Annotated in this window: 17 protein-coding genes; 5 read left to right on the forward strand and 12 right to left on the reverse strand. The window is 57.9% G+C overall.

The features are described from left to right. Positions 1-117: 117 nt before the first annotated feature. From istA to HYX42_RS04870, 3 genes are all read left to right on the forward strand, one after another. Positions 118-1,644 (forward strand): IS21 family transposase, encoded by a 1,527-nt coding sequence (gene istA / locus HYX42_RS04860; protein WP_056637686.1) that lies wholly within the window; start codon positions 118-120, stop codon positions 1,642-1,644. Then, positions 1,637-2,422 carry an IS21-like element helper ATPase IstB gene (gene istB / locus HYX42_RS04865; RefSeq protein ID WP_024815605.1) on the forward strand — a complete coding sequence of 262 codons (786 nt, stop codon included), beginning with the start codon at positions 1,637-1,639 and terminating at the stop codon, positions 2,420-2,422. Before istA ends, istB begins: the two co-directional genes overlap by 8 nt. A 250-nt stretch (positions 2,423-2,672) precedes the next feature. After that, positions 2,673-2,900: an antitoxin Xre/MbcA/ParS toxin-binding domain-containing protein gene (locus HYX42_RS04870; protein ID WP_082564895.1), complete on the forward strand. Its 228-nt coding sequence runs from the start codon at positions 2,673-2,675 to the stop codon at positions 2,898-2,900. 112 nt (positions 2,901-3,012) lie between these two features. Here the strand turns inward: HYX42_RS04870 and HYX42_RS04875 are convergent, their stop codons facing one another. The 12 genes from HYX42_RS04875 to HYX42_RS04930 form a co-directional block, all read right to left on the reverse strand. Further along, positions 3,013-3,201 carry a hypothetical protein gene (locus HYX42_RS04875; protein ID WP_146191287.1) on the reverse strand — a complete coding sequence of 63 codons (189 nt, stop codon included), beginning with the start codon at positions 3,199-3,201 and terminating at the stop codon, positions 3,013-3,015. Continuing rightward, complete coding sequence (locus tag HYX42_RS04880) at positions 3,198-3,878, reverse strand: TetR/AcrR family transcriptional regulator (RefSeq protein ID WP_056743877.1); 681 nt, start codon at positions 3,876-3,878, stop codon at positions 3,198-3,200. Before HYX42_RS04880 ends, HYX42_RS04875 begins: the two co-directional genes overlap by 4 nt. A gap of 96 nt (positions 3,879-3,974) precedes the next feature. Further along, positions 3,975-5,126, reverse strand: coding sequence for an acyl-CoA dehydrogenase family protein (locus tag HYX42_RS04885; protein ID WP_056743879.1), 1,152 nt, complete (start codon positions 5,124-5,126; stop codon positions 3,975-3,977). Between the two features lie 43 nt (positions 5,127-5,169). Beyond that, positions 5,170-5,958 carry an ABC transporter ATP-binding protein gene (locus tag HYX42_RS04890; protein WP_056743881.1) on the reverse strand — a complete coding sequence of 263 codons (789 nt, stop codon included), beginning with the start codon at positions 5,956-5,958 and terminating at the stop codon, positions 5,170-5,172. Positions 5,959-6,018: 60 nt separating this feature from the next. Next, positions 6,019-7,269 carry an ABC transporter substrate-binding protein gene (locus tag HYX42_RS04895; RefSeq protein WP_083235468.1) on the reverse strand — a complete coding sequence of 417 codons (1,251 nt, stop codon included), beginning with the start codon at positions 7,267-7,269 and terminating at the stop codon, positions 6,019-6,021. Between the two features lie 85 nt (positions 7,270-7,354). Beyond that, positions 7,355-8,413, reverse strand: a complete 1,059-nt coding sequence (locus HYX42_RS04900) for a branched-chain amino acid ABC transporter permease (RefSeq protein ID WP_231940635.1) — start codon at positions 8,411-8,413, stop codon at positions 7,355-7,357. After that, a complete protein-coding gene (locus HYX42_RS04905; protein WP_056743883.1) occupies positions 8,410-9,294 on the reverse strand; it encodes a branched-chain amino acid ABC transporter permease in 885 nt (294 codons plus the stop codon). The genes HYX42_RS04900 and HYX42_RS04905 overlap by 4 nt, the downstream gene beginning before the upstream one ends. Next, positions 9,291-11,258, reverse strand: a complete 1,968-nt coding sequence (locus HYX42_RS04910) for an AMP-binding protein (protein ID WP_056743885.1) — start codon at positions 11,256-11,258, stop codon at positions 9,291-9,293. The genes HYX42_RS04905 and HYX42_RS04910 overlap by 4 nt, the downstream gene beginning before the upstream one ends. Next, a complete protein-coding gene (locus HYX42_RS04915) occupies positions 11,255-12,052 on the reverse strand; it encodes an ABC transporter ATP-binding protein (protein WP_056642819.1) in 798 nt (265 codons plus the stop codon). Before HYX42_RS04915 ends, HYX42_RS04910 begins: the two co-directional genes overlap by 4 nt. Before the next feature lie 112 nt (positions 12,053-12,164). Then, positions 12,165-12,926, reverse strand: a complete 762-nt coding sequence (locus HYX42_RS04920) for an SDR family NAD(P)-dependent oxidoreductase (RefSeq protein WP_056642823.1) — start codon at positions 12,924-12,926, stop codon at positions 12,165-12,167. A gap of 33 nt (positions 12,927-12,959) precedes the next feature. Next, on the reverse strand, positions 12,960-14,198 hold the full coding sequence (locus HYX42_RS04925; protein ID WP_056642825.1) for a thiolase family protein: 1,239 nt from the start codon (positions 14,196-14,198) through the stop codon (positions 12,960-12,962). Between the two features lie 129 nt (positions 14,199-14,327). Beyond that, a complete protein-coding gene (locus HYX42_RS04930; RefSeq protein WP_082564907.1) occupies positions 14,328-15,377 on the reverse strand; it encodes a CaiB/BaiF CoA-transferase family protein in 1,050 nt (349 codons plus the stop codon). Positions 15,378-15,484: 107 nt separating this feature from the next. Between HYX42_RS04930 and HYX42_RS04935 the strand changes: the two genes are divergently transcribed. Both HYX42_RS04935 and HYX42_RS04940 read left to right on the forward strand, forming a co-directional pair. Beyond that, positions 15,485-16,297 carry an enoyl-CoA hydratase-related protein gene (locus tag HYX42_RS04935; protein ID WP_231940633.1) on the forward strand — a complete coding sequence of 271 codons (813 nt, stop codon included), beginning with the start codon at positions 15,485-15,487 and terminating at the stop codon, positions 16,295-16,297. 12 nt (positions 16,298-16,309) lie between these two features. Continuing rightward, positions 16,310-17,533 (forward strand): phenylacetate--CoA ligase family protein, encoded by a 1,224-nt coding sequence (locus tag HYX42_RS04940; RefSeq protein ID WP_056642827.1) that lies wholly within the window; start codon positions 16,310-16,312, stop codon positions 17,531-17,533. The last annotated feature ends 9 nt before the right edge of the window (positions 17,534-17,542 follow it).

The raw sequence follows: 17,542 nt of genomic DNA on the forward strand, positions 1-17,542 counted from the left end.
TGTTGACGCCGACCGAAAACTGAGCCACTTTTTGGTGTGATGCCGACCTAAAACTGAGCCAGGTGTTTTACCTACCCTGCTGTTTTGTGCAGCAAGGGAATGAAGAGGGTGATCACCATGGACATGATTGGCAAGATACGGCGGATGCATCGCCGGGACAAGAAGACGAAGCGGGAGATATCGAGGGCCACGGGTCTGTCGCGCAACACGGTGGCCAAGTGGCTGGACGAGGCGCAGCCGGTCGAGCCCAAGTACCGCCGGGAGGCGGCGAAGGCGACCAAGCTGTCGGCGCACGAGGCGGAGCTCAAGCAAGCCTTGAAGGCCGATGCCAAGCGGCCCAAGAAGGAGCGGCGCACGGCCAAGGCCTTGTTCACGCAGATCAAGGCAGCGGGCTACGAAGGTGGCTACACGCGGGTGACGGACTTCATCCGCAAGTGGCGCCAAGGTGAAGGCCAACAGGCGGCCTGCAAGGCCTTCGTGCCATTGACCTTCGAGCTTGGCGAGGCCTTCCAGTTCGACTGGAGCGAAGACGGCTTGCTGGTGGGCGGGGTGTACTACCGCATGCAGGTCTCGCACATGAAGCTGTGTGCCAGTGGGGCCTTCTGGCTGGTGGCCTACCCCAGCCAAGGCCACGAGATGCTGTTCGATGCGCACACCCGCAGCTTTGCAGCGCTGGGTGGCGTGGCACGCCGTGGCATCTACGACAACATGAAGACGGCGGTCGACAAAGTCAAGAAGGGCAAAGGCCGCGTGGTCAATGCGCGCTTTGCAGCCATGTGCGCGCACTATCTGTTCGACCCTGATTTTTGCAACCGTGCCAGCGGCTGGGAGAAGGGGCGCGTGGAGAAGGATGTGCAAGACAGCCGCCGTCGCATCTGGGTGGAGGCGGGGCAACGGCGCTTTGGCAGCTTTACCGAGCTCAATGCGTGGCTGGGCGAGCGCTGCCGGGCTCTGTGGCGAGAGCTGCGCCACCCGCAGCACAAAGCGTTCAGCATCGCCGAGATGCTGGAGCTGGAGCAAAGCCACCTGATGCCGATGCCGGTGGCCTTTGATGGCTATGTTGAGAACCCGGCCAAGGTGAGCAGCACCTGCCTGGTGACGGTGGCGCGCAACCGCTACTCGGTGCCCTGCGAATGGGCGGGGCAAATGGTCAGCACACACCTGTACCCGGCGCAGATCGTGGTGGTGGCCGGCGATGCTATGGTGGCCACGCACGAGCGCCTGAGCGATCGCAACCAGACCCGCTACGACTGGCAGCATTACGTGCCGCTGATCGAGCGCAAGCCGGGCGCGCTGCGCAACGGCGCGCCCTTTGCAGACCTGCCCGAGCCATTGCAGCGCATGCGCAAAGGCTTGCTGCACCAGGAGGGCGGCGACAGGGTGATGGCGCAGGTACTGGCCGAGGTGCCCAAGCAAGGGCTGGACGCCGTGCTGGTGGCGGTGGAGTTGGCCCTGGAGAGTGCGCCGCCATCGGGGCGGGTGAGCACCGAGCACGTCATCAACGTGCTCGGCCGCCTGCAAGCGCAGCCCCTGCCCGAGACGGTTGCGACCAACCTGCAAGTGAGCCAGACACCCCTGGCCGACACGGCGCGCTATGACAGCCTGCGCGCTGGCAGCGACATGCAGGAGGCCGATCATGCGTGAGCTGGACAAGGAGTTCAAAGAGCTGCGCCTGTACGGCATGGCCGGGGCCTGGGAGGACCTGGTCAAGCAAGGCGGCCACGCCACGCTGGAGAGCTCGCGCTGGCTGCTGGAGCACCTGCTGCAAGCGGAAGTCACGGACAGAGCCATGCGCTCAGTGAGCTACCAGATGCACACGGCGAAGTTCCCCGTGCACCGCGACCTGGCGGGCTTCGACTTCGAATGCTCGCCCGTGGACAAAAAGCTCATCGAGCAGTTGGCCAGCATGGCGTTCACCGAGCAGGCGCACAACGTGGTGCTAGTGGGTGGCCCCGGCACGGGCAAGACGCATCTGGCCACGGCCATCGGCGTGGCGGGCATCACGCGCCATGGCTCACGCGTGCGGTTTTACTCCACGGTGGATCTGGTCAACGCACTGGAGCAGGAGAAGGCCCAAGGCAAGGCAGGCCGCATCGCAGCGAGCTTGCAGCGCATGGACCTGGTCATCCTTGATGAGCTGGGCTACCTGCCCTTCAGCCAGGCAGGCGGCGCCTTGCTGTTCCACCTGCTGAGCAAGCTCTACGAGCAGACCAGCGTGATGATCACCACCAACCTGGACTTCAAGGAATGGTCCAGCGTGTTCGGCGATGCCAAGATGACCACGGCACTGCTGGATCGACTCACGCACCACTGCCACATCGTCGAGACGGGCAACGAGTCCCACAGGTTCATGCACAGCACAGCCGTGGCCAAGAAACGCATCAAGGCACGCGAACAGGCCAAGAAGGCTGAGCCGTTCTGAGCGGTTCAAGGGCAAGCCGCTACGGGCTTCGCCCTGCGCGGCTTGCCCTCAACGGACGACCACCGAGCTCGATCACCAAGGAGACCAAAACCGACCCAAGGCACTACACTTATCCACAGCCGACCTTCACAGGTTGGCCATTAGCCCTGGCTCAAAATTCAATCGGCACGGTGGCTCAATTTTGAAAATTCAAGATACCTTGCCCGGACGTGTGCATTGCATTCATCTGGCGTGCAGATCAGAATGGGCCATGGCCCTCGAAGACGATATCGCTACCCTCTCCGCACTTGTTCAGCGTATGGTTGATGAATCAGGAACACCAGTAGGTTTTGACGCGCGGGCTTGGCTTGACCAATGGCTGTTGGAATTGGCACCGACATTTGGTCATCGTCGTCCACTGGATGTTCTCAGCGGACCCGGCGGGCTGGATTTGGTGCGTAGCCACCTCCTGCGCGCGCAATCCGGGGCCTATTCCTGAGCGCAATTGTGGTGCTCTCCATTCATTGAATGCGTCACTGCCCACTAATTCATTGGGCCATCGCACACGCCTTGAAAGCCGCCTTGGATTCCCGTGTGGGCCGACCAGCTTCTCAGCATCCCATCGTCGAAGCAGAAAGACTCGCATTGGCTGCCTCGAAGAACTCGACCACCTTGCCATCCTGATCAAGCCTGAAGACCTGATTCCAGCACCGGTTTCCGCCATGCACGACGATGTCCGCCAGAATTGCCTCACTGCGAAGAACACAACCGGAAGCCCAAGCCTGTTGCGCCAGATTCACGCTTGACTGGGACGAATACCATGCGCAAGAAAACCGATAAAAATATCGGCCACTTCGTCGCTTCCAAGGCTGCCATCGATATGCATCCATTGGGTAATCGAGCTAACAGCGCCCATGAACCAGAACACCGCCAATTTCACGTTGCACGGGGCAATGGAACCATCCTGAACACCCCCCTCGAGCACTTTGCGCAGCTCTTGATCAAACTTTCGCCGACGCAAAGTGATTTTTTTCTGATCCGCCACAGTCATACCGGAGAAATCCTGGAGGATCGCCGGTGCGCCCATTTCATCCGTTAGCAACGAGATGTAGTTCTTAATGAAGACCGAGATCCGACCGAAACCAGTATTTTCCGAAGCGATCGCGTCTTGCAAGACGCGATCTCCCAAATGCATGGCGAGCTCGTGGCATTCGTAGACAAGTTCCTGCTTGTTCTTGAAGTAGTAGTAGAGGGCAGGCTTGGTGACGTTGAGCGTTTTTGCAATCTCGTCCAAGGACACATTCTTGTACCCATGGCGGCCAAATGCGCGCGAAGCTTCCGCAATGACAGCTTGCTTTTTGAGCTGGTACTGCTCATCCGCGCCGCTGACCGCATTGTTCCATTTTGCGCCCTTGCCCGATCTTTTGGCAGCATTGCGTGTCAGTGACTTGGGCTTTGCCTCAATTGGCGTACTCATTGGTGTTGTTTTCCTTGAGGGCATTCGTATCGCTAACTGAGGCAAAGTGTATCGAACTGCTTTCGCCGATAGGCCTGCGGAGAAAGGCCGTGCTCATCAGCCAGCCAAGATACTGCGCGCAATGATCAACTTTTGAATGTGACTAGTGCCTTCGTAGATCTTTGTAACGCGCACATCGCGATAATAGCGCTCGACCGGGAAGTCGTTGACATACCCGTAGCCACCATGCACTTGCAGCGCCGCAGAGCAAACCTTTTCAGCCATTTCGCTGGCATAGAGTTTAGCAACGGAGGCCTCCTTACTGGTTGGCAGGCCCGCATCCGTAAGACGAGCTGCATACAGCATGTACTGGTGCGCCACCTCAACCTGCATGGCCATTTCCGCCAAATCAAAGCTAATGGCCTGCAGTTCGGTGAGTGGCTTGCCATAGGCCTCGCGCTCTTTGGCGTAGCGGATGGCTGCCTCCAGCGCTGCACGGGCAATGCCGATGGCCAGGGCGGCGATTGCGATGCGCCCATCGGACAACAGCGATAGTGCTTTGCCATACCCGCGCCCTTCCTCACCGATCATGTTCTGAACTGGAACACGCATGTTGTCCAGCTGAATCTGAGCCGTGTGGGCCGTGTGCTGGCCCAGCTTCCTTTCGATACGCAAGCATTGGTAGCCTGGATCTTCGGGGTCCGCGATGAACAGGCTGAAGCGGTGACGGGCACCTGGTTCCGCAGTTGCTGCCACGACGAGCGCAAAGCCCGCTTCACTGCCATTGGAAATCCATTGTTTGCTGCCATTGATCACATAAACGTCGCCGTCCCGCTTAGCCGTGGTCCGGATGGCTGCGGTATCCGAGCCTGCATGGGGCTCTGACAATAAAAAGGCACCAATGCGCTTGCCACTGGCCAGATCCGGCAGATGGCGGGCCATCTGTTGTTCGGTTCCAAAACTACGTAACACGTGCGCAGCTGAGTTGTGGACGTGCATCATGGTGGCGAAGCCACCATCGGCCGCTGCGAATTCTTCAATAGCCAGGCAATACTCCACGAATGAAAGCCCGGAACCGCCGTATGCTGGCGGGGCGAGCATGCCCATGAAGCCTACGTCGGCAACTGCCTTGATTTCGTCGTGTGGCCAAGCCCCCGTGCGATCACGTTCGGCGGCCGTGCTACCCACCACTTCAGTCGCGACACGCCGGGCAGACTCCCGAATAATGACTTCTTGTTCGCTCAGCAATGCATTGGAAACGATGCTCATAAACCCATCCTTGAAAACTTGGAAAACGACTGACCCAATGCGGTCAACCCAGCCAGCGCTTGCGGCGGCGGTAATGTTTCATGTCGCGGAAACTCTTGCGCTCCCCATCGACCGTCAGGCCGAGGTAGAACTCTCGAACGTCCTCGTTGGTCTTTAAGCTGTTGGAGGGGCCCTCTAACACGATCCGTCCGCTCTCCATCACATAGCCGTAGTCGGCTAAATCCAGAGCGACGCGGGTGTTTTGCTCCACGATCAGCAGAGTCAGACCGCTGGTCTTGAGGTCACTCAGCAAACCATAGACCTCATCGACCATCAGCGGAGCCAAGCCGAGCGAAGGCTCGTCGATCATCACCAACTTAGGCTTGGCCATCAGGGCCCGTCCAATTACCAGCAATTGCTGCTCGCCGCCCGACAGGTAACCTGCTGTGCGAGTACGCAAGGCTTTCAGACGCTTGATGCGGCTATACACCTCATCAAGCATTTCCTTGGCATCGCCAGCGCTGCCCATATGACCGCCCACCACCAGGTTCTGCTCCACTGTCATGTGGCGGAGAACCTTGCGCCCTTCCATGACATGTACCAACCCCTTGCGAACGACATCGACGGGGTTGGCACCGGTGATGTCCGCACCATCAAATTGAATACTCCCCGCCGTCACACGACCATCCTCTGTCCTGACCAGGTTGGAGATGGCCTTGAGCGTGGTGCTCTTGCCAGCGCCATTGGCGCCCAGCAAGGTCACGCACTGTCCAGCGGGGACTTTGGCGGTAATGCCTTTGACAGCAAGAATGACGTCGCTGTAGAGGACTTCAACGTTGTTCAGTTCAAGCACGGGTAGCTCCAGATGATGTGGCCTGGGTCTCGGTGGCCCGAGACCCAGGCCGATTTGCAATTACCACTTGTTCAACACAGGAACCGGAACGTTCTGCTCGAGAAGTTTGTACTTTCCCTTTTCGACGGTGCCGATGTTGACGGCTGTGCCCGAGGTCGGGAACGGCGCATCATTGTTGAACTTGATATTGGGCAACAAGCCAAAACTGCGCTCGGTAGGCATGGGGGTGGACAGCAGTGCAGCGCGAACCTCTTCGCCCGTCACACCGCCAGCACCTTTGACCTTGACAACATTTTCAACGGCACGAACCGTCAACATCGCTTGGCTCATGCCCATAATGCAGGCAGAGTTATAGGCGGCTTGCAACTTGTATTGGCTGCGCAGTTTCTCGAAGAAGTCCCGTGCCGGTGTTGCGCCTTCGGCGGCCATGGCCATGCCATAGACCTCATAGTTTCCATCCATTTGGCTCAGGTCACCCAGCGCTTTCCCCGACGAAAGCAACCCGTTATGAGCGCTAACCACTATCGGAATATTGGTTTTTCCAAGGCTTTGCAGGGCGCGCCGTGTCGCCACTACCGATGCTGTATTGTTGAACACCTGCAGTACCGTGGCCCCCTTGCGGACCAGGCGGCTGACCTGCTGGGTAAGGTCGGTCGGCTGTGCTTCGGTATAAATCGTTTCAACGACTTCAATGATCTTCGGATTGTCCTTAGCGAACTTCTCGACACCTTTGTGGATGTCCACGTAGGCCGGCGATACTTCCGATGAAATCACCCCCACCTTGAGAGGAGCAGACGAACCCGACTTCTTCTGCATCCACACATAAAACGCAGCCGCTTCGTGCGGGTAAGTGGCACGGGCATTGAACACCCAGTTATCACCCTTCCAAGCAAATCCATATCCTGCTGTCGACTGGACAAGAGGCACCTTGTCACTAGGCAAGCGCTGCTGCAGCGCATTGGTATCTGCACCGCCCACACCCAGAACAGCCACCGGGTTGAGCTCGGACTTGATGCCTGGCCAGAGGCTGGCCACTTGGGCGACGTCATAGCGGGTGTCGAAATCCTTGATTCGCAATGCGACGCCCTGCGCTTTACCGACCTCTTCGCTCCACCAGTCGAGCACCGCACGGCGGCATCCCGTCATATCTTTCATGATGTCTGCGAAAGGTCCGGTGAAGTCAGCCAGGCCAGCCACGTTGTAAGTAGTCTGAGCTTGTGCCATGCCGCCAAGGCACAAGGCTGACGCCAGTAAAGCGCCGCGTTGCCCCAGTTTGACCATTGCCGACAACTTTGCTCGATTCGTTTTCATAAAAAAAGTCTCCTTTTGTAGTAGCGCTTTGCATTGGAGCAGCCCTTCCCAGCGCCTAAGGTGGCTGCAGAAAACAGGATTGCGGTCAATATGGGTAAGGCCACATGCGATAAGACCGCTTGACGATGTTCCACCGGTGCATCAGACCGCGTGGCTCAAAGATCAGAAAGGCCGCGATGACTCCACCCAGGAAAATATTCATCACTGCGAAAACAACATCTCCGCTCAGGAAGGAAAAGTTCTCGACCAGTGAAGGGCCCACGATGGTGATCGTCTCCTGGGCAGTACGGATAACAAACACGCCGATCAGCGCGCCCGTCACCGACCCCATGCCACCCACAATGATCATCGCGATGAACCATATCGAGTGGATCAGGGTGAACTGGTCAATCGCCACGAACCTGACGTAGTAAGCCCAGAGCCCTCCACCGATGCCCGCGTAAAACGCACCCAGCAAGAAGGCAAGTACCTTGGTGCGCACGACATTGATGCCCATCATTCCTGAGGCCACGTCGTCATCGCGCACTGCCGCAAAAATTCGACCATGGCGGCTGCGTGCGACGCCGTAGGCGCCCGCAATCATGATGAAGGCCACTACCAGACACAGGTAGTAAATGCGGGTATCGGTGTTGAAAACGAAACCAAGGAGCTGTGCTGGTTCCAGAGTGATGCCGTTAGATCCCCCCAGCCACTTGGCAGGCAGGTTGAGCACAAAGAAGTGGAACAAAATCTGCGCAGCAATCGTGGTCAAGGCAAGGTAAAAACCCTTTATGCGCATTGCGGTTAATCCAAACACCAGCCCAAAAAGCGCCGCGCACAGCCCGCCGATGGGCAAAGCCAGCCAGAAAGGCAGGTGGCCTTTCGTCGCTAGGAGCGCTGTTGCATACGCACCAACCCCCATGAACGCAGCTTGACCCAAATTGATCTGACCCGCTAGACCAGTATTGATCTGCAGCCCCATGACCACCACTGCAGTAATCAGCATAGAGGTCATGATCGCCACCCAGCGGACCTCGCTGATCAGGGGCAGCGCAAACAACGCTATAACAAACAGGCCCAATGCCACCGCCTGGCTGCGCGTGCGAATTAGTGCTTGGTCTTTGGCGAAAGAAGTCGCGAATACACCTGCGGGATCCATGCTCATACCCTCTCAATGGTTTTCCACCCGAACATGCCGGTGGGACGAATTAACAACACCACCAGCATGATGATGAAAGGAAAGACGGAGCCCAGCGCTCCCCCCACCAGGGGATCGAGATAGGCCGAAGCCAAACCCTGAATCACACCCACCAAAACACCGGCGATCAGCAAACCTGCGAGGGACTCCAACCCAGCCAGCAAGGCCACCGGCAAGGCAGCCAGGCCGATGTCGGAGCTCATCATGTTGATGGAGCGGCCACTCAAATGCACTATCGCCCCCAGTGTGGAAAGCACGGATCCCAGCACCCACGCAAAGGCAATGGAACGCTGCACCGAGATGCCCATGGACATGGCCACCTGGTGGTCTTCCGCCACGGCCGTCATGGTCAAGCCAGCCCTTGTCCGGTTGAAAAACCAGGAGAGGCCAACGCCGATGAAGATGGTCATAATTCCACCGTAGAGCATCGAACGGGAGACGATGAGATCGCCAACGATGATCGGATCCAGAGGAAAGATGATCGGAAAAGCACGCACCTGTGGACCAAAAAGCACCAACACAACGCCTCGGATCAGAATCAAGAGACCGATCGTCACCATGACCATCGAGAAGACGGATTCCCCAACCAGACGGGCAAAAAATATCCGCTCAATCATGAAACCAAAAATTGCAGCACTAACGAATGCCACGGGCAATCCGACCCACAGCGGTAGACCCATCTGAATAATCGTCCACCACACCATGTAGCCGCCAAAGACCACCAACTCACCTTGTGCAAAGTTGAACACCTTTGACGCGCGATAGATCACGACGAAACCCATGGCGATCAACGCATACAGAAGCCCTGACAGCGCACCGTTTATCAGGTAGTTAATAAAATCGATCATTTCCGTCCTCTGCTTCGGGCTGCGCCCAGGTGGTCTGACCCTGCGGCGTCCGTGTCATGGATGGACACCAGAGCCTCGAAATTGCCGCGCCGACCGTCCTGGTAGGTCACAGGAATATCGATACGCACGGCGTGCAAGCCGTCATATAAACCGTTGATCAGCGTGGCGTATCGCACCTCCAGGAATTCGCGCCGCAGCTTTCTCGAACGTGTTAGTTCGCCCTCGTCCGGATCAAGCTCTTTTGGAAAATTGGCGAATCGCTTGACCCGCGCATGCGCCGGCAAAAACTGATTCACACGGGTAATTTCCTGACTGATCAACTCTGCGACCTCTGGCCGCTGTGACAAATCGGTAAAGGTTGAAAATCCGATCCGCTTGTCTTCTGCCCACCGCGACAGAACAGCCATGTCGATATTGATGAGAGCGGCCACGAAGTCCCTCGTCTCGTCTCCCACCGTCATGATGTCCTTGATGAAGGGACTGAACCGAAGGCGGGTCTCGACGAACTGCGGCGGGAAGGTTTCTCCGCTGCGCAAACGCTTGAGGTCCGACAACCGCTCCAGGAACACGAGCTCGCCTAGCTCAGTTTTCGTTACGGCATCGCCCGTGTAGAACCAGCCATCTTTCACCTTCGACTCTACGGAACCCTCTCTGCGGTAGTAGCCCAGAAACGGGCTTCCGCCACGAATCTGCAGCTCTCCGTCCGCACTCAAGCGCCATTCCAATGGTGGGCCCGCCTCTGGATGCGCCTTCATCCAGTGCCCTACGGTCTCCAGATCAAATCGGTCACCCTGGTGGCATGTCAGCAACCCGGTTTCGGTGGAGCCATAGATGTTGCGCAGAGGTATACCCATGGCATGGAACATGCGAAACACATCCGGTGCCATGGTGGCACCACCGCAGCTGGCACAGCGCAGCCGGGTCAGGCCGAGCAGATCTCGCAACGGGCGCAGAACCAGTGCATTGGCGATAGGAAACAGCAACCGGTCCAGCAGGCCAACGGGTTTTCCATCCAAGCGCCCCACATTAACGGTGTGACCGATCTTCATGCCCCACTCGTAGACACCTCGTCGAATGGGTCCTGCGTCGAGCATGTGCGCCTGCACAGAGGACGCCATGCTTTCCCACTGGCGCGGAGCAAATGTCATACCTTCCACCGCCAATTCCCGAATGTTGGACAACACCTGCTCCGGGCCCTCGGGGAAGTTCACTACCATGGGCAATCCCAATCCCATGGTGATGCCATATATTTGTTCAGTGGCCCAGGATGGCGCGATGTAACTCAGGTATTCCATACCCGGCTTCACATCCATGGAATCGATCAAGCGCTGGGCGTTGTCGATCAAAAAGCGATGCGTGAGGATCACGCCCTTGGGCTGCCCCGTCGTGCCGGAAGTGTAAGAAAGAACCGCTATGTCATCGGGGGCTCCCGCATCCACTAGCGCGTCGTACATCTTTCCGTTACGTTGATGGATTTCACGCCCTTGCCGCTGCATGCCATCGAAGGTTTGCAGGATGGGGTCGTTATACGACCACATACCCGTTTCATCCCAATACACAATGTGGCGCATCTTCAACGTCTTGTTCCGGACATCCAGGCCCTTGTCAACCTGCTCTTGGTCCTGCGCGAACAAGATGACTGCTTCGCTGTCGTCCAAAAGATAGGCCACCTCCTCCGAAGTGAGGTCCGGGTACATGGATACAACTTTGCATCCCAGTGCATGCGCGGCATACTCGGCCCAGTAATGCTGCGGCTCATTCTCACCAATGATGGCAATGGTCTCACCCGCTTTGACGCCTGCTTGGTGCATGCCCAGCGCAATCTCTCGAACGTTGCGCTGCACATCCGCAAAGCTGTACTCCCGCCAAATGCCGCGCTGCTTATGGCGCTGGGAAAGACGGTTGGGGTTAGCATGCGCATGCTTGCGCAGCAACTGGGGAAGGGTCGCGATTTCGAGTTTCATTGGACGCCCTCCCCAAGATAGGCTTTAAGCACTGCGGGATTAGCCTGGATCTCCTTGGGCGTTCCATCGGCGATCTTGCGTCCAAAGTCCAGCACAGCGATGCGGTCAGCCAGGTCCATCACCACACCCATGTCGTGCTCCACCAAAACAATAGGAATGCGCTTTGCCTCGCGCACATCCAGAATGAAACGTGCCAAGTCTTCTTTCTCTTCAGTATTCATACCGGCCATAGGCTCATCCATCAACAGAATCTTCGGGTCTTGGGCCAGTGCGCGCCCCAAGTCCACGCGCTTGCGAAGCCCATAACCGAGGCTGCCCACCGGCGCATGCCGGATGGATTCAATTTCAAGAAATTCAATGATTTCTTCCACCACCTCCCGATGCAAAACTTCTTCCCGTTTTGCCGGGCCGAAATGGAAAAATGACTGCACGAGATTGGCCCGCATGTGCATGTGGCGCCCCACCATCAGGTTCTCGATAACGGTCATGCCCGAAAAAATGTGCGTACCTTGAAAGGTGCGCGCTAGGCCCTGTGCCGCCACGTCGTGAACCGCCATGTCGCGCACGTTGTGCCCGGCCAGGGATATCTCGCCTTTCTTGGGGCGGTAGAACCCGCTCAGGCAGTTCATCAGAGAAGACTTTCCCGCTCCGTTCGGCCCGATGATTGCCAGCAGCTCGTCCTTGCGCACATCAATCGAAACATCATTCAGCGCCACAACTCCACCGAACTGCAGCAGCAGATTCTGGGCTGTCAGCACCACGCCTTCCCGCTGGCTTTGAATGGCTGCATTCATTGGTACCTCCACTCTGAATTCTTGGCTTTGTCCATCGAATTTCCTTCATAAGACCTTTGCAGGGTCTACGCATCCATTTGCGGGAATGCTCGCAGCGATCAATGGACCACGACTAACAACGGACACCCGCATCCAGGCTGATCGTGGTGGCATTCAAATAGGCGTTTTCCACAACGTGCCGAACCAGTCCACCGAACTCTTGTGCCTGCCCCATGCGATGAGGAAAGAGGATGACGTTGTCAATAATGTTTTGCGACACCTTCGTTGGCATGCCTGCAGACATGGCGGTCTCAAACAGACCAGGCGCCACGGCCACCACTCGGATTCCGTGTTGCGCAAGATCCCGCGCCACCGGAAGCGTCATTCCAATGACCGCCGCTTTGCTGGCGCTATATGCGGCCTGGCCCACTTGACCCTGCCACGCAGCACCAGATGACGTGTTCACGATGACCCCCCGTTCACCGTCGACATTGGGCTCGTTCTGCGACATGGCCAACGACGCATAGCGCACCACGTTGAATGTCCCGGTCAGGTTGATGGCGATCACCCGGTTCCAAAGATCCATCGGGAATAACTCGCCCTTTGAAAGCGTCTTGCAGGGACCCAGAATTCCCGCGCAATTTACCGCCACATGCAGCGCACCAAATTCCGCCACTGCCGCGTCTACGCCAGCCTTCACACTGGCCTCGTCCGAAACATCAACCTTCTGGATTCGCACGCGCTCGCCCATCGGCAGCACCTCGCTCGCAAGGCGCTCTTCGTCCAGATCAACCGCCATGACGCTCGCTCCGGCCGCAAGCAATGCCTTGCAAGTGGCGAGCCCCAGGCCTGAAGCAGCTCCTGTGACGAAGGCAATGGTATTTTTGACATCCATACTGTTTCTCTTGTCTCTTATTGAGTGCAGCGCTCAGCGCGCCAAGATGGTGATACAGGCAACAGCTTCTTCAATGCCCTCAAGACCGCCACCGTTTTCTGCCAGCGCAATCCTTGCGTCAGTCACCTGCCGCAGTCCGGCTTCCCCGCGAAGCTGAGTTACCAACTCATGGACTTGGGCAATACCGGTGGCCCCAACAGGGTGCCCCTTAGACTCCAGGCCGCCGGACGGATTAACGGGAATGCGGCCACCAATCCGGGTATCACCCCGCTCGGCAATCACACCGCCCATGCCGAACTCACAGAAACCGAGGTTTTCTGTCTGAATGATTTCACCCATGGCCGTGGCATCGTGCACCTCGGCCACCGAGATATCTGCTGGGCCAACACCTGCCAGTTCATATGCCCTGCGCGAAGCCAGTGCTGTGCAGTGGTTGGTGTAGTCGTCTTCGCTCCGGTCGGAACCGCTTTGCACTACTGCCGCCAACACCTTGATGGCACGCTTTTCATCGATGTTCAAGCGCATAAGCGCCGAGCGTGTGCAAATGATGGCTGCTGCTGCGCCATCAGACACCGGGGAGCACATGGGCAGAGTCAATGGGTAGGTGATCGGCGGCGCGGCGAGCACCTCTTCGATGCTGTAAGCCATCCGGTACTGCGACAGCGGGTTGTGCATGGAGTGCGCGTGGTTCTTGGATGAAACGGCGGCTAACTGGCGCTGCGTCGTCCCGAAAGTGCGCATGTGCGATCGTGCAAACGCCGCATACACGTCCATGAAAACGCTGTACGGCCTGGGTGAGGTACTCCCCTCGGGCACCGCCACGTCGCGCCCCATCTTCATCAACTCCCCACGAATCTCTTCTGCACGCGAGAGATCCCAGGCACTGTCAAACACCGAGAACATCTTGAGCTTGTCGGATGAGAACATCTTCTCTGCACCAACAGCCAAAGCGACATCGCCAGCACCCGACTTGAGGTGATTGCAGGCTAGAACGAACGCCGACGAGCCGCTTGCACAAGCGTTTTCGACGTTCACCACCGGAATGCGCCCAATCCCCATGGCCCGCAGCGCAATTTGCCCACGAATCATGTGCTGGCCATCCATATGCCCCTGGGAAGTGTTCCCAAAAAAGGCCGCTTCCAAGTCTTCTTTTTCCAATCCCGCGTCCGCCAAAGCAGCCGCCGTGGCCTCGCGTGTGAGCGCCTTGATGTCTTTGTCCAGATGCCGTCCGAATGGCGTCATCCCCACACCAACCACATAGATATCTTCCATCGCATTTCTCCGTGGCGGATCTTCTTGATCCATGAAAGTCAAATAAATTACTTTGCGTAAGATGTTTTTACTGTACAGTAAAATTCTCAACTGCTTGCCAGGGATTACCCTTGGTATCACATTCGCGGCTCAGCAAAGCGGCAGGAATCGCATGCCCCGCGCAGTCTCAATATCGCCCTGCTCAGTCACGCTGTACAAACCACGAGCCACGTTGTGGGGATGAGCGGCGGCTTCGGCCATGGTGAGCACCGGCGCAAAGCAACTGTCAGTGCCTTCCATCAGTGCATTCCAGTACGTACTAGGTTGGGAAGCAAAGCGCTGCGCAATCCGCGCCTTGAGAGACGGCCACAAAGTCTTGTCCATTTGCCGTGCGGGGTCGACATCCGTCAGCTGCAATTGCGTCAACAGCAATGCATAGAACTGTGGCTCGATTGCACCGACCGTGATGTATCGCCCATCGCTGCACAGATAGCGGTCGTAGAAGGGTGAGTCATGGAAGACACTGGGTTCGCTGCCTTCCAATCCGCCACCTTGACGAATCAGTTGCACGAGCGGCGACAGCATTGCCAACACATCAATGATGGCGCCGTCAACCACGCAGCCCTGGCCCTTATCCCGCGCGCCTAGCAACGCCGACACCATGCCAAATGCAAACCCGAGGGCGCCGGCAGCATCCCCAACCACTGTGGGTGGAAGCATGGGAGGGTGTCCCGGTTGCTCGGTGATCGACATGAGCCCAGTGAGAGCGACATAGTTCATGTCGTGCCCGGCGGCCTGAGCCAGCGGCCCATCCTGCCCCCAGCCCGTCATGCGCCCATACACAAGCCGCGGGTTGTATTCACCACATACATCGGGACCCAAACCCAGGCGCTCCATCACACCCGGGCGGTTGCCCTCAATCAACCCGTCGCTTTGCGCGACCATGTCCAGCGCCCGCGCCTTGTCCTCGTCGTTCTTGAGATTCAATGTGACGCGTCGTTTGCCGCGCGACAAGAGCGCCCCGTCCTTCGGAGTGAGCTCATCAGGCAATGCGCTCGCACCTGGCCGCCCGACCACAGTAACGTCAGCGCCCATCTGCATCAACATGAACCCAGCTAAGGGCCCTGGGCCGATCCCCTCGAACTCGACGATCTTGATACCCGATAGCGGGAACATGAGCGGGCTGCTCTTACTTCGCATGAAGAACTCCATTTGTTTAATTGTTTTACTTTAGGGTAGAATTTTTAACCTATGGGTAATGGAAAACCCCATGTCCCTCAAAACAGAGGCAAAAGCAGAATCGATCCATGAACACGCAAGCCAGCAAGGAACCCCTGATGTCGACACCGGTTGTGATTACAGACGTACGAAAAGGCACCATGTGGATTCGCCTGAACCGACCTGATGCAATGAACTCGCTGACCCCGGCGGTGCTTCGGGGAATAGACCACGCACTCAACGAAGCACAGAGCCGCGGAGACGTGATATCCGTCGTATTGACGGGCACTGGACGGGCCTTCTGCGCGGGCGCCGACCTCAAGTACGTCAAGACGCAAGCGGGCGAAAGTGGCACCAGTGGCTTTCTGGACAGCGTACTGTCCACCATGAACCGGATTGACCGCTTTCCAAAACCCGTGATCGCCGCCCTGAACGGCATAACTCTGGCGGGCGGGCTCGAACTGGTGCTGTGCTGTGATCTAGTGCTGGCGGCAAGGAGCGCCAAAATTGGCGACGCACATGCCAACTACGGCCTGATCCCCGGAGGGGGGGGGTCGGTGCGCCTGCCGCGGGTCATTGGCCCCACACGCGCCAAGTACCTTCTCTTCACGGGTGACTTCGTGGACGCGGCAGATCTTGTGGAAGCGGGCCTCGTCAACCAAGTGGTGGACGACGACCAGCTCGAAAGCGTTGCACAAGCCGTGGCCGACAAAATTGCCACGAAGAGCCCCCTTGGCCTGCGCCGCATGAAAACGCTGGTCGACGATGGTTTGCAACAGCCTCTAGACACCGCCCTGCGATTGGAGCTTCTGGCCTCTGAAGTGCATTCCCACAGCGCCGATCTCCACGAAGGCCTGGCCGCATTCAACGAAAAACGCACCCCGCGCTTCACGGGCCACTAGGACGGCAACGCCATGCATACGTTACCCACCACCGATCGATTCAGACTACTGCGTGCTTCGCAGCAATTCGCCTACGACCGCGCCCCGGCCATCCGCGCGGTCTATCAGCTTGCAATGATGACGCCGCAGGATCTCCAAGGCCCTGCCGACCTTGCACGGCTCGCCGTCACAAGTAAGGATTCACTGCTTGATAAGCAGCGCCAGTCACCGCCATTCGGTGGGTTTCTCGCTGCCGACGACACATCTATCCGCCGCATTTATGTCTCCCCAGGCCCCGTCTATGAACCCCATTCTTTCGACGAAGACACTGGCAAGGGCTTCTCGCATGTGTTCAGGCAGGCGGGAATCGGCCCCGGTGACCGTGTACTCAACACCTGGTCCTACCATCTTGTTCCAGCCGGCCTATTGCTAGATGCGGGCATTGCTGCCACCGGGGCGACGCTCATTCCCTGCGGGCCCGGCGGCGCCGAGCAACAAGCGCAGCTCATCATGGAACTGGGCATCACCTGCATTTGCTCCTCCACCTCCTTCTTCGTGACCTTGGTCGAAACGCTTGAGCGCATGGGCTACGACCTGCCTTCTCAATGGAAGGTCCGCTCCGCAATGCTGGGCGGCGAACTGGGTGACTGGATGGGCAAGCGCCGCGCATTGGAGCAGAAATACGCAATCCGCACGTTCTCGGCTTATGCCACCGGCGACTTCGGGCTGATTGCTTACGAGGAACTAGGACAACTGGGCTACACGGTCCAGCCTGACCGGCTCGTCCAGATCTGCGACCCGCACACCGGCGCACCCCTTCCGCCGGGCGAACCCGGCCAGATAGTGGTCACCACGCTGGACAGCGGTTGGCCTCTGGTCCGCTTTGGCACAGGCGATGTGGCGCAAGCGCTGGCCCATTCCCCGGATGGTCTCGTCGAACGAATCAGTTTGTTGCAAGGCCGAGTGGGCCAAGGTGTCAAAGTACGCGAAATTTTCATCTATCCACGCAACGTGGAAGAGCTGATCATCCGGATCCCGGCTATAGAACGTGCCCAGATCATCGTTGAAAAAAAGCAGCATCGGGAAACTGCAACCTTGCGCGCGGTGCTAACGCCAGGGGCTTCTCACTACGCCACGCAAAGCGATTTGATCGAAGTGTTCAGGCAATTGACCCGCCTGAGGCTCGACTCAGTCGAGTGGGTAATCCAAGAAGATATGCCCATTGACGCACCCTTGCTGGTTGACAACAAGCAGTGAAATTCTAAA

The organism is Polaromonas sp. (assembly GCF_016185115.1).
Lineage (GTDB): Bacteria > Pseudomonadota > Gammaproteobacteria > Burkholderiales > Burkholderiaceae_C > Polaromonas.

What these genes read in the sequence shown, in the direction of transcription:
- istA (WP_056637686.1), top strand. Translation starts at nt 118, where the DNA reads ATGGACATGATTGGCAAGATACGGCGGATGCATCGCCGGGACAAGAAG.
- istB (WP_024815605.1), top strand. Translation starts at nt 1,637, where the DNA reads ATGCGTGAGCTGGACAAGGAGTTCAAAGAGCTGCGCCTGTACGGCATG.
- HYX42_RS04870 (WP_082564895.1), top strand. Translation starts at nt 2,673, where the DNA reads ATGGCCCTCGAAGACGATATCGCTACCCTCTCCGCACTTGTTCAGCGT.
- HYX42_RS04880 (WP_056743877.1), bottom strand. Translation starts at nt 3,878, where the DNA reads ATGAGTACGCCAATTGAGGCAAAGCCCAAGTCACTGACACGCAATGCT.
- HYX42_RS04885 (WP_056743879.1), bottom strand. Translation starts at nt 5,126, where the DNA reads ATGAGCATCGTTTCCAATGCATTGCTGAGCGAACAAGAAGTCATTATT.
- HYX42_RS04895 (WP_083235468.1), bottom strand. Translation starts at nt 7,269, where the DNA reads ATGAAAACGAATCGAGCAAAGTTGTCGGCAATGGTCAAACTGGGGCAA.
- HYX42_RS04900 (WP_231940635.1), bottom strand. Translation starts at nt 8,413, where the DNA reads ATGAGCATGGATCCCGCAGGTGTATTCGCGACTTCTTTCGCCAAAGAC.
- HYX42_RS04905 (WP_056743883.1), bottom strand. Translation starts at nt 9,294, where the DNA reads ATGATCGATTTTATTAACTACCTGATAAACGGTGCGCTGTCAGGGCTT.
- HYX42_RS04910 (WP_056743885.1), bottom strand. Translation starts at nt 11,258, where the DNA reads ATGAAACTCGAAATCGCGACCCTTCCCCAGTTGCTGCGCAAGCATGCG.
- HYX42_RS04915 (WP_056642819.1), bottom strand. Translation starts at nt 12,052, where the DNA reads ATGAATGCAGCCATTCAAAGCCAGCGGGAAGGCGTGGTGCTGACAGCC.
- HYX42_RS04920 (WP_056642823.1), bottom strand. Translation starts at nt 12,926, where the DNA reads ATGGATGTCAAAAATACCATTGCCTTCGTCACAGGAGCTGCTTCAGGC.
- HYX42_RS04925 (WP_056642825.1), bottom strand. Translation starts at nt 14,198, where the DNA reads ATGGAAGATATCTATGTGGTTGGTGTGGGGATGACGCCATTCGGACGG.
- HYX42_RS04930 (WP_082564907.1), bottom strand. Translation starts at nt 15,377, where the DNA reads ATGCGAAGTAAGAGCAGCCCGCTCATGTTCCCGCTATCGGGTATCAAG.
- HYX42_RS04935 (WP_231940633.1), top strand. Translation starts at nt 15,485, where the DNA reads ATGAACACGCAAGCCAGCAAGGAACCCCTGATGTCGACACCGGTTGTG.
- HYX42_RS04940 (WP_056642827.1), top strand. Translation starts at nt 16,310, where the DNA reads ATGCATACGTTACCCACCACCGATCGATTCAGACTACTGCGTGCTTCG.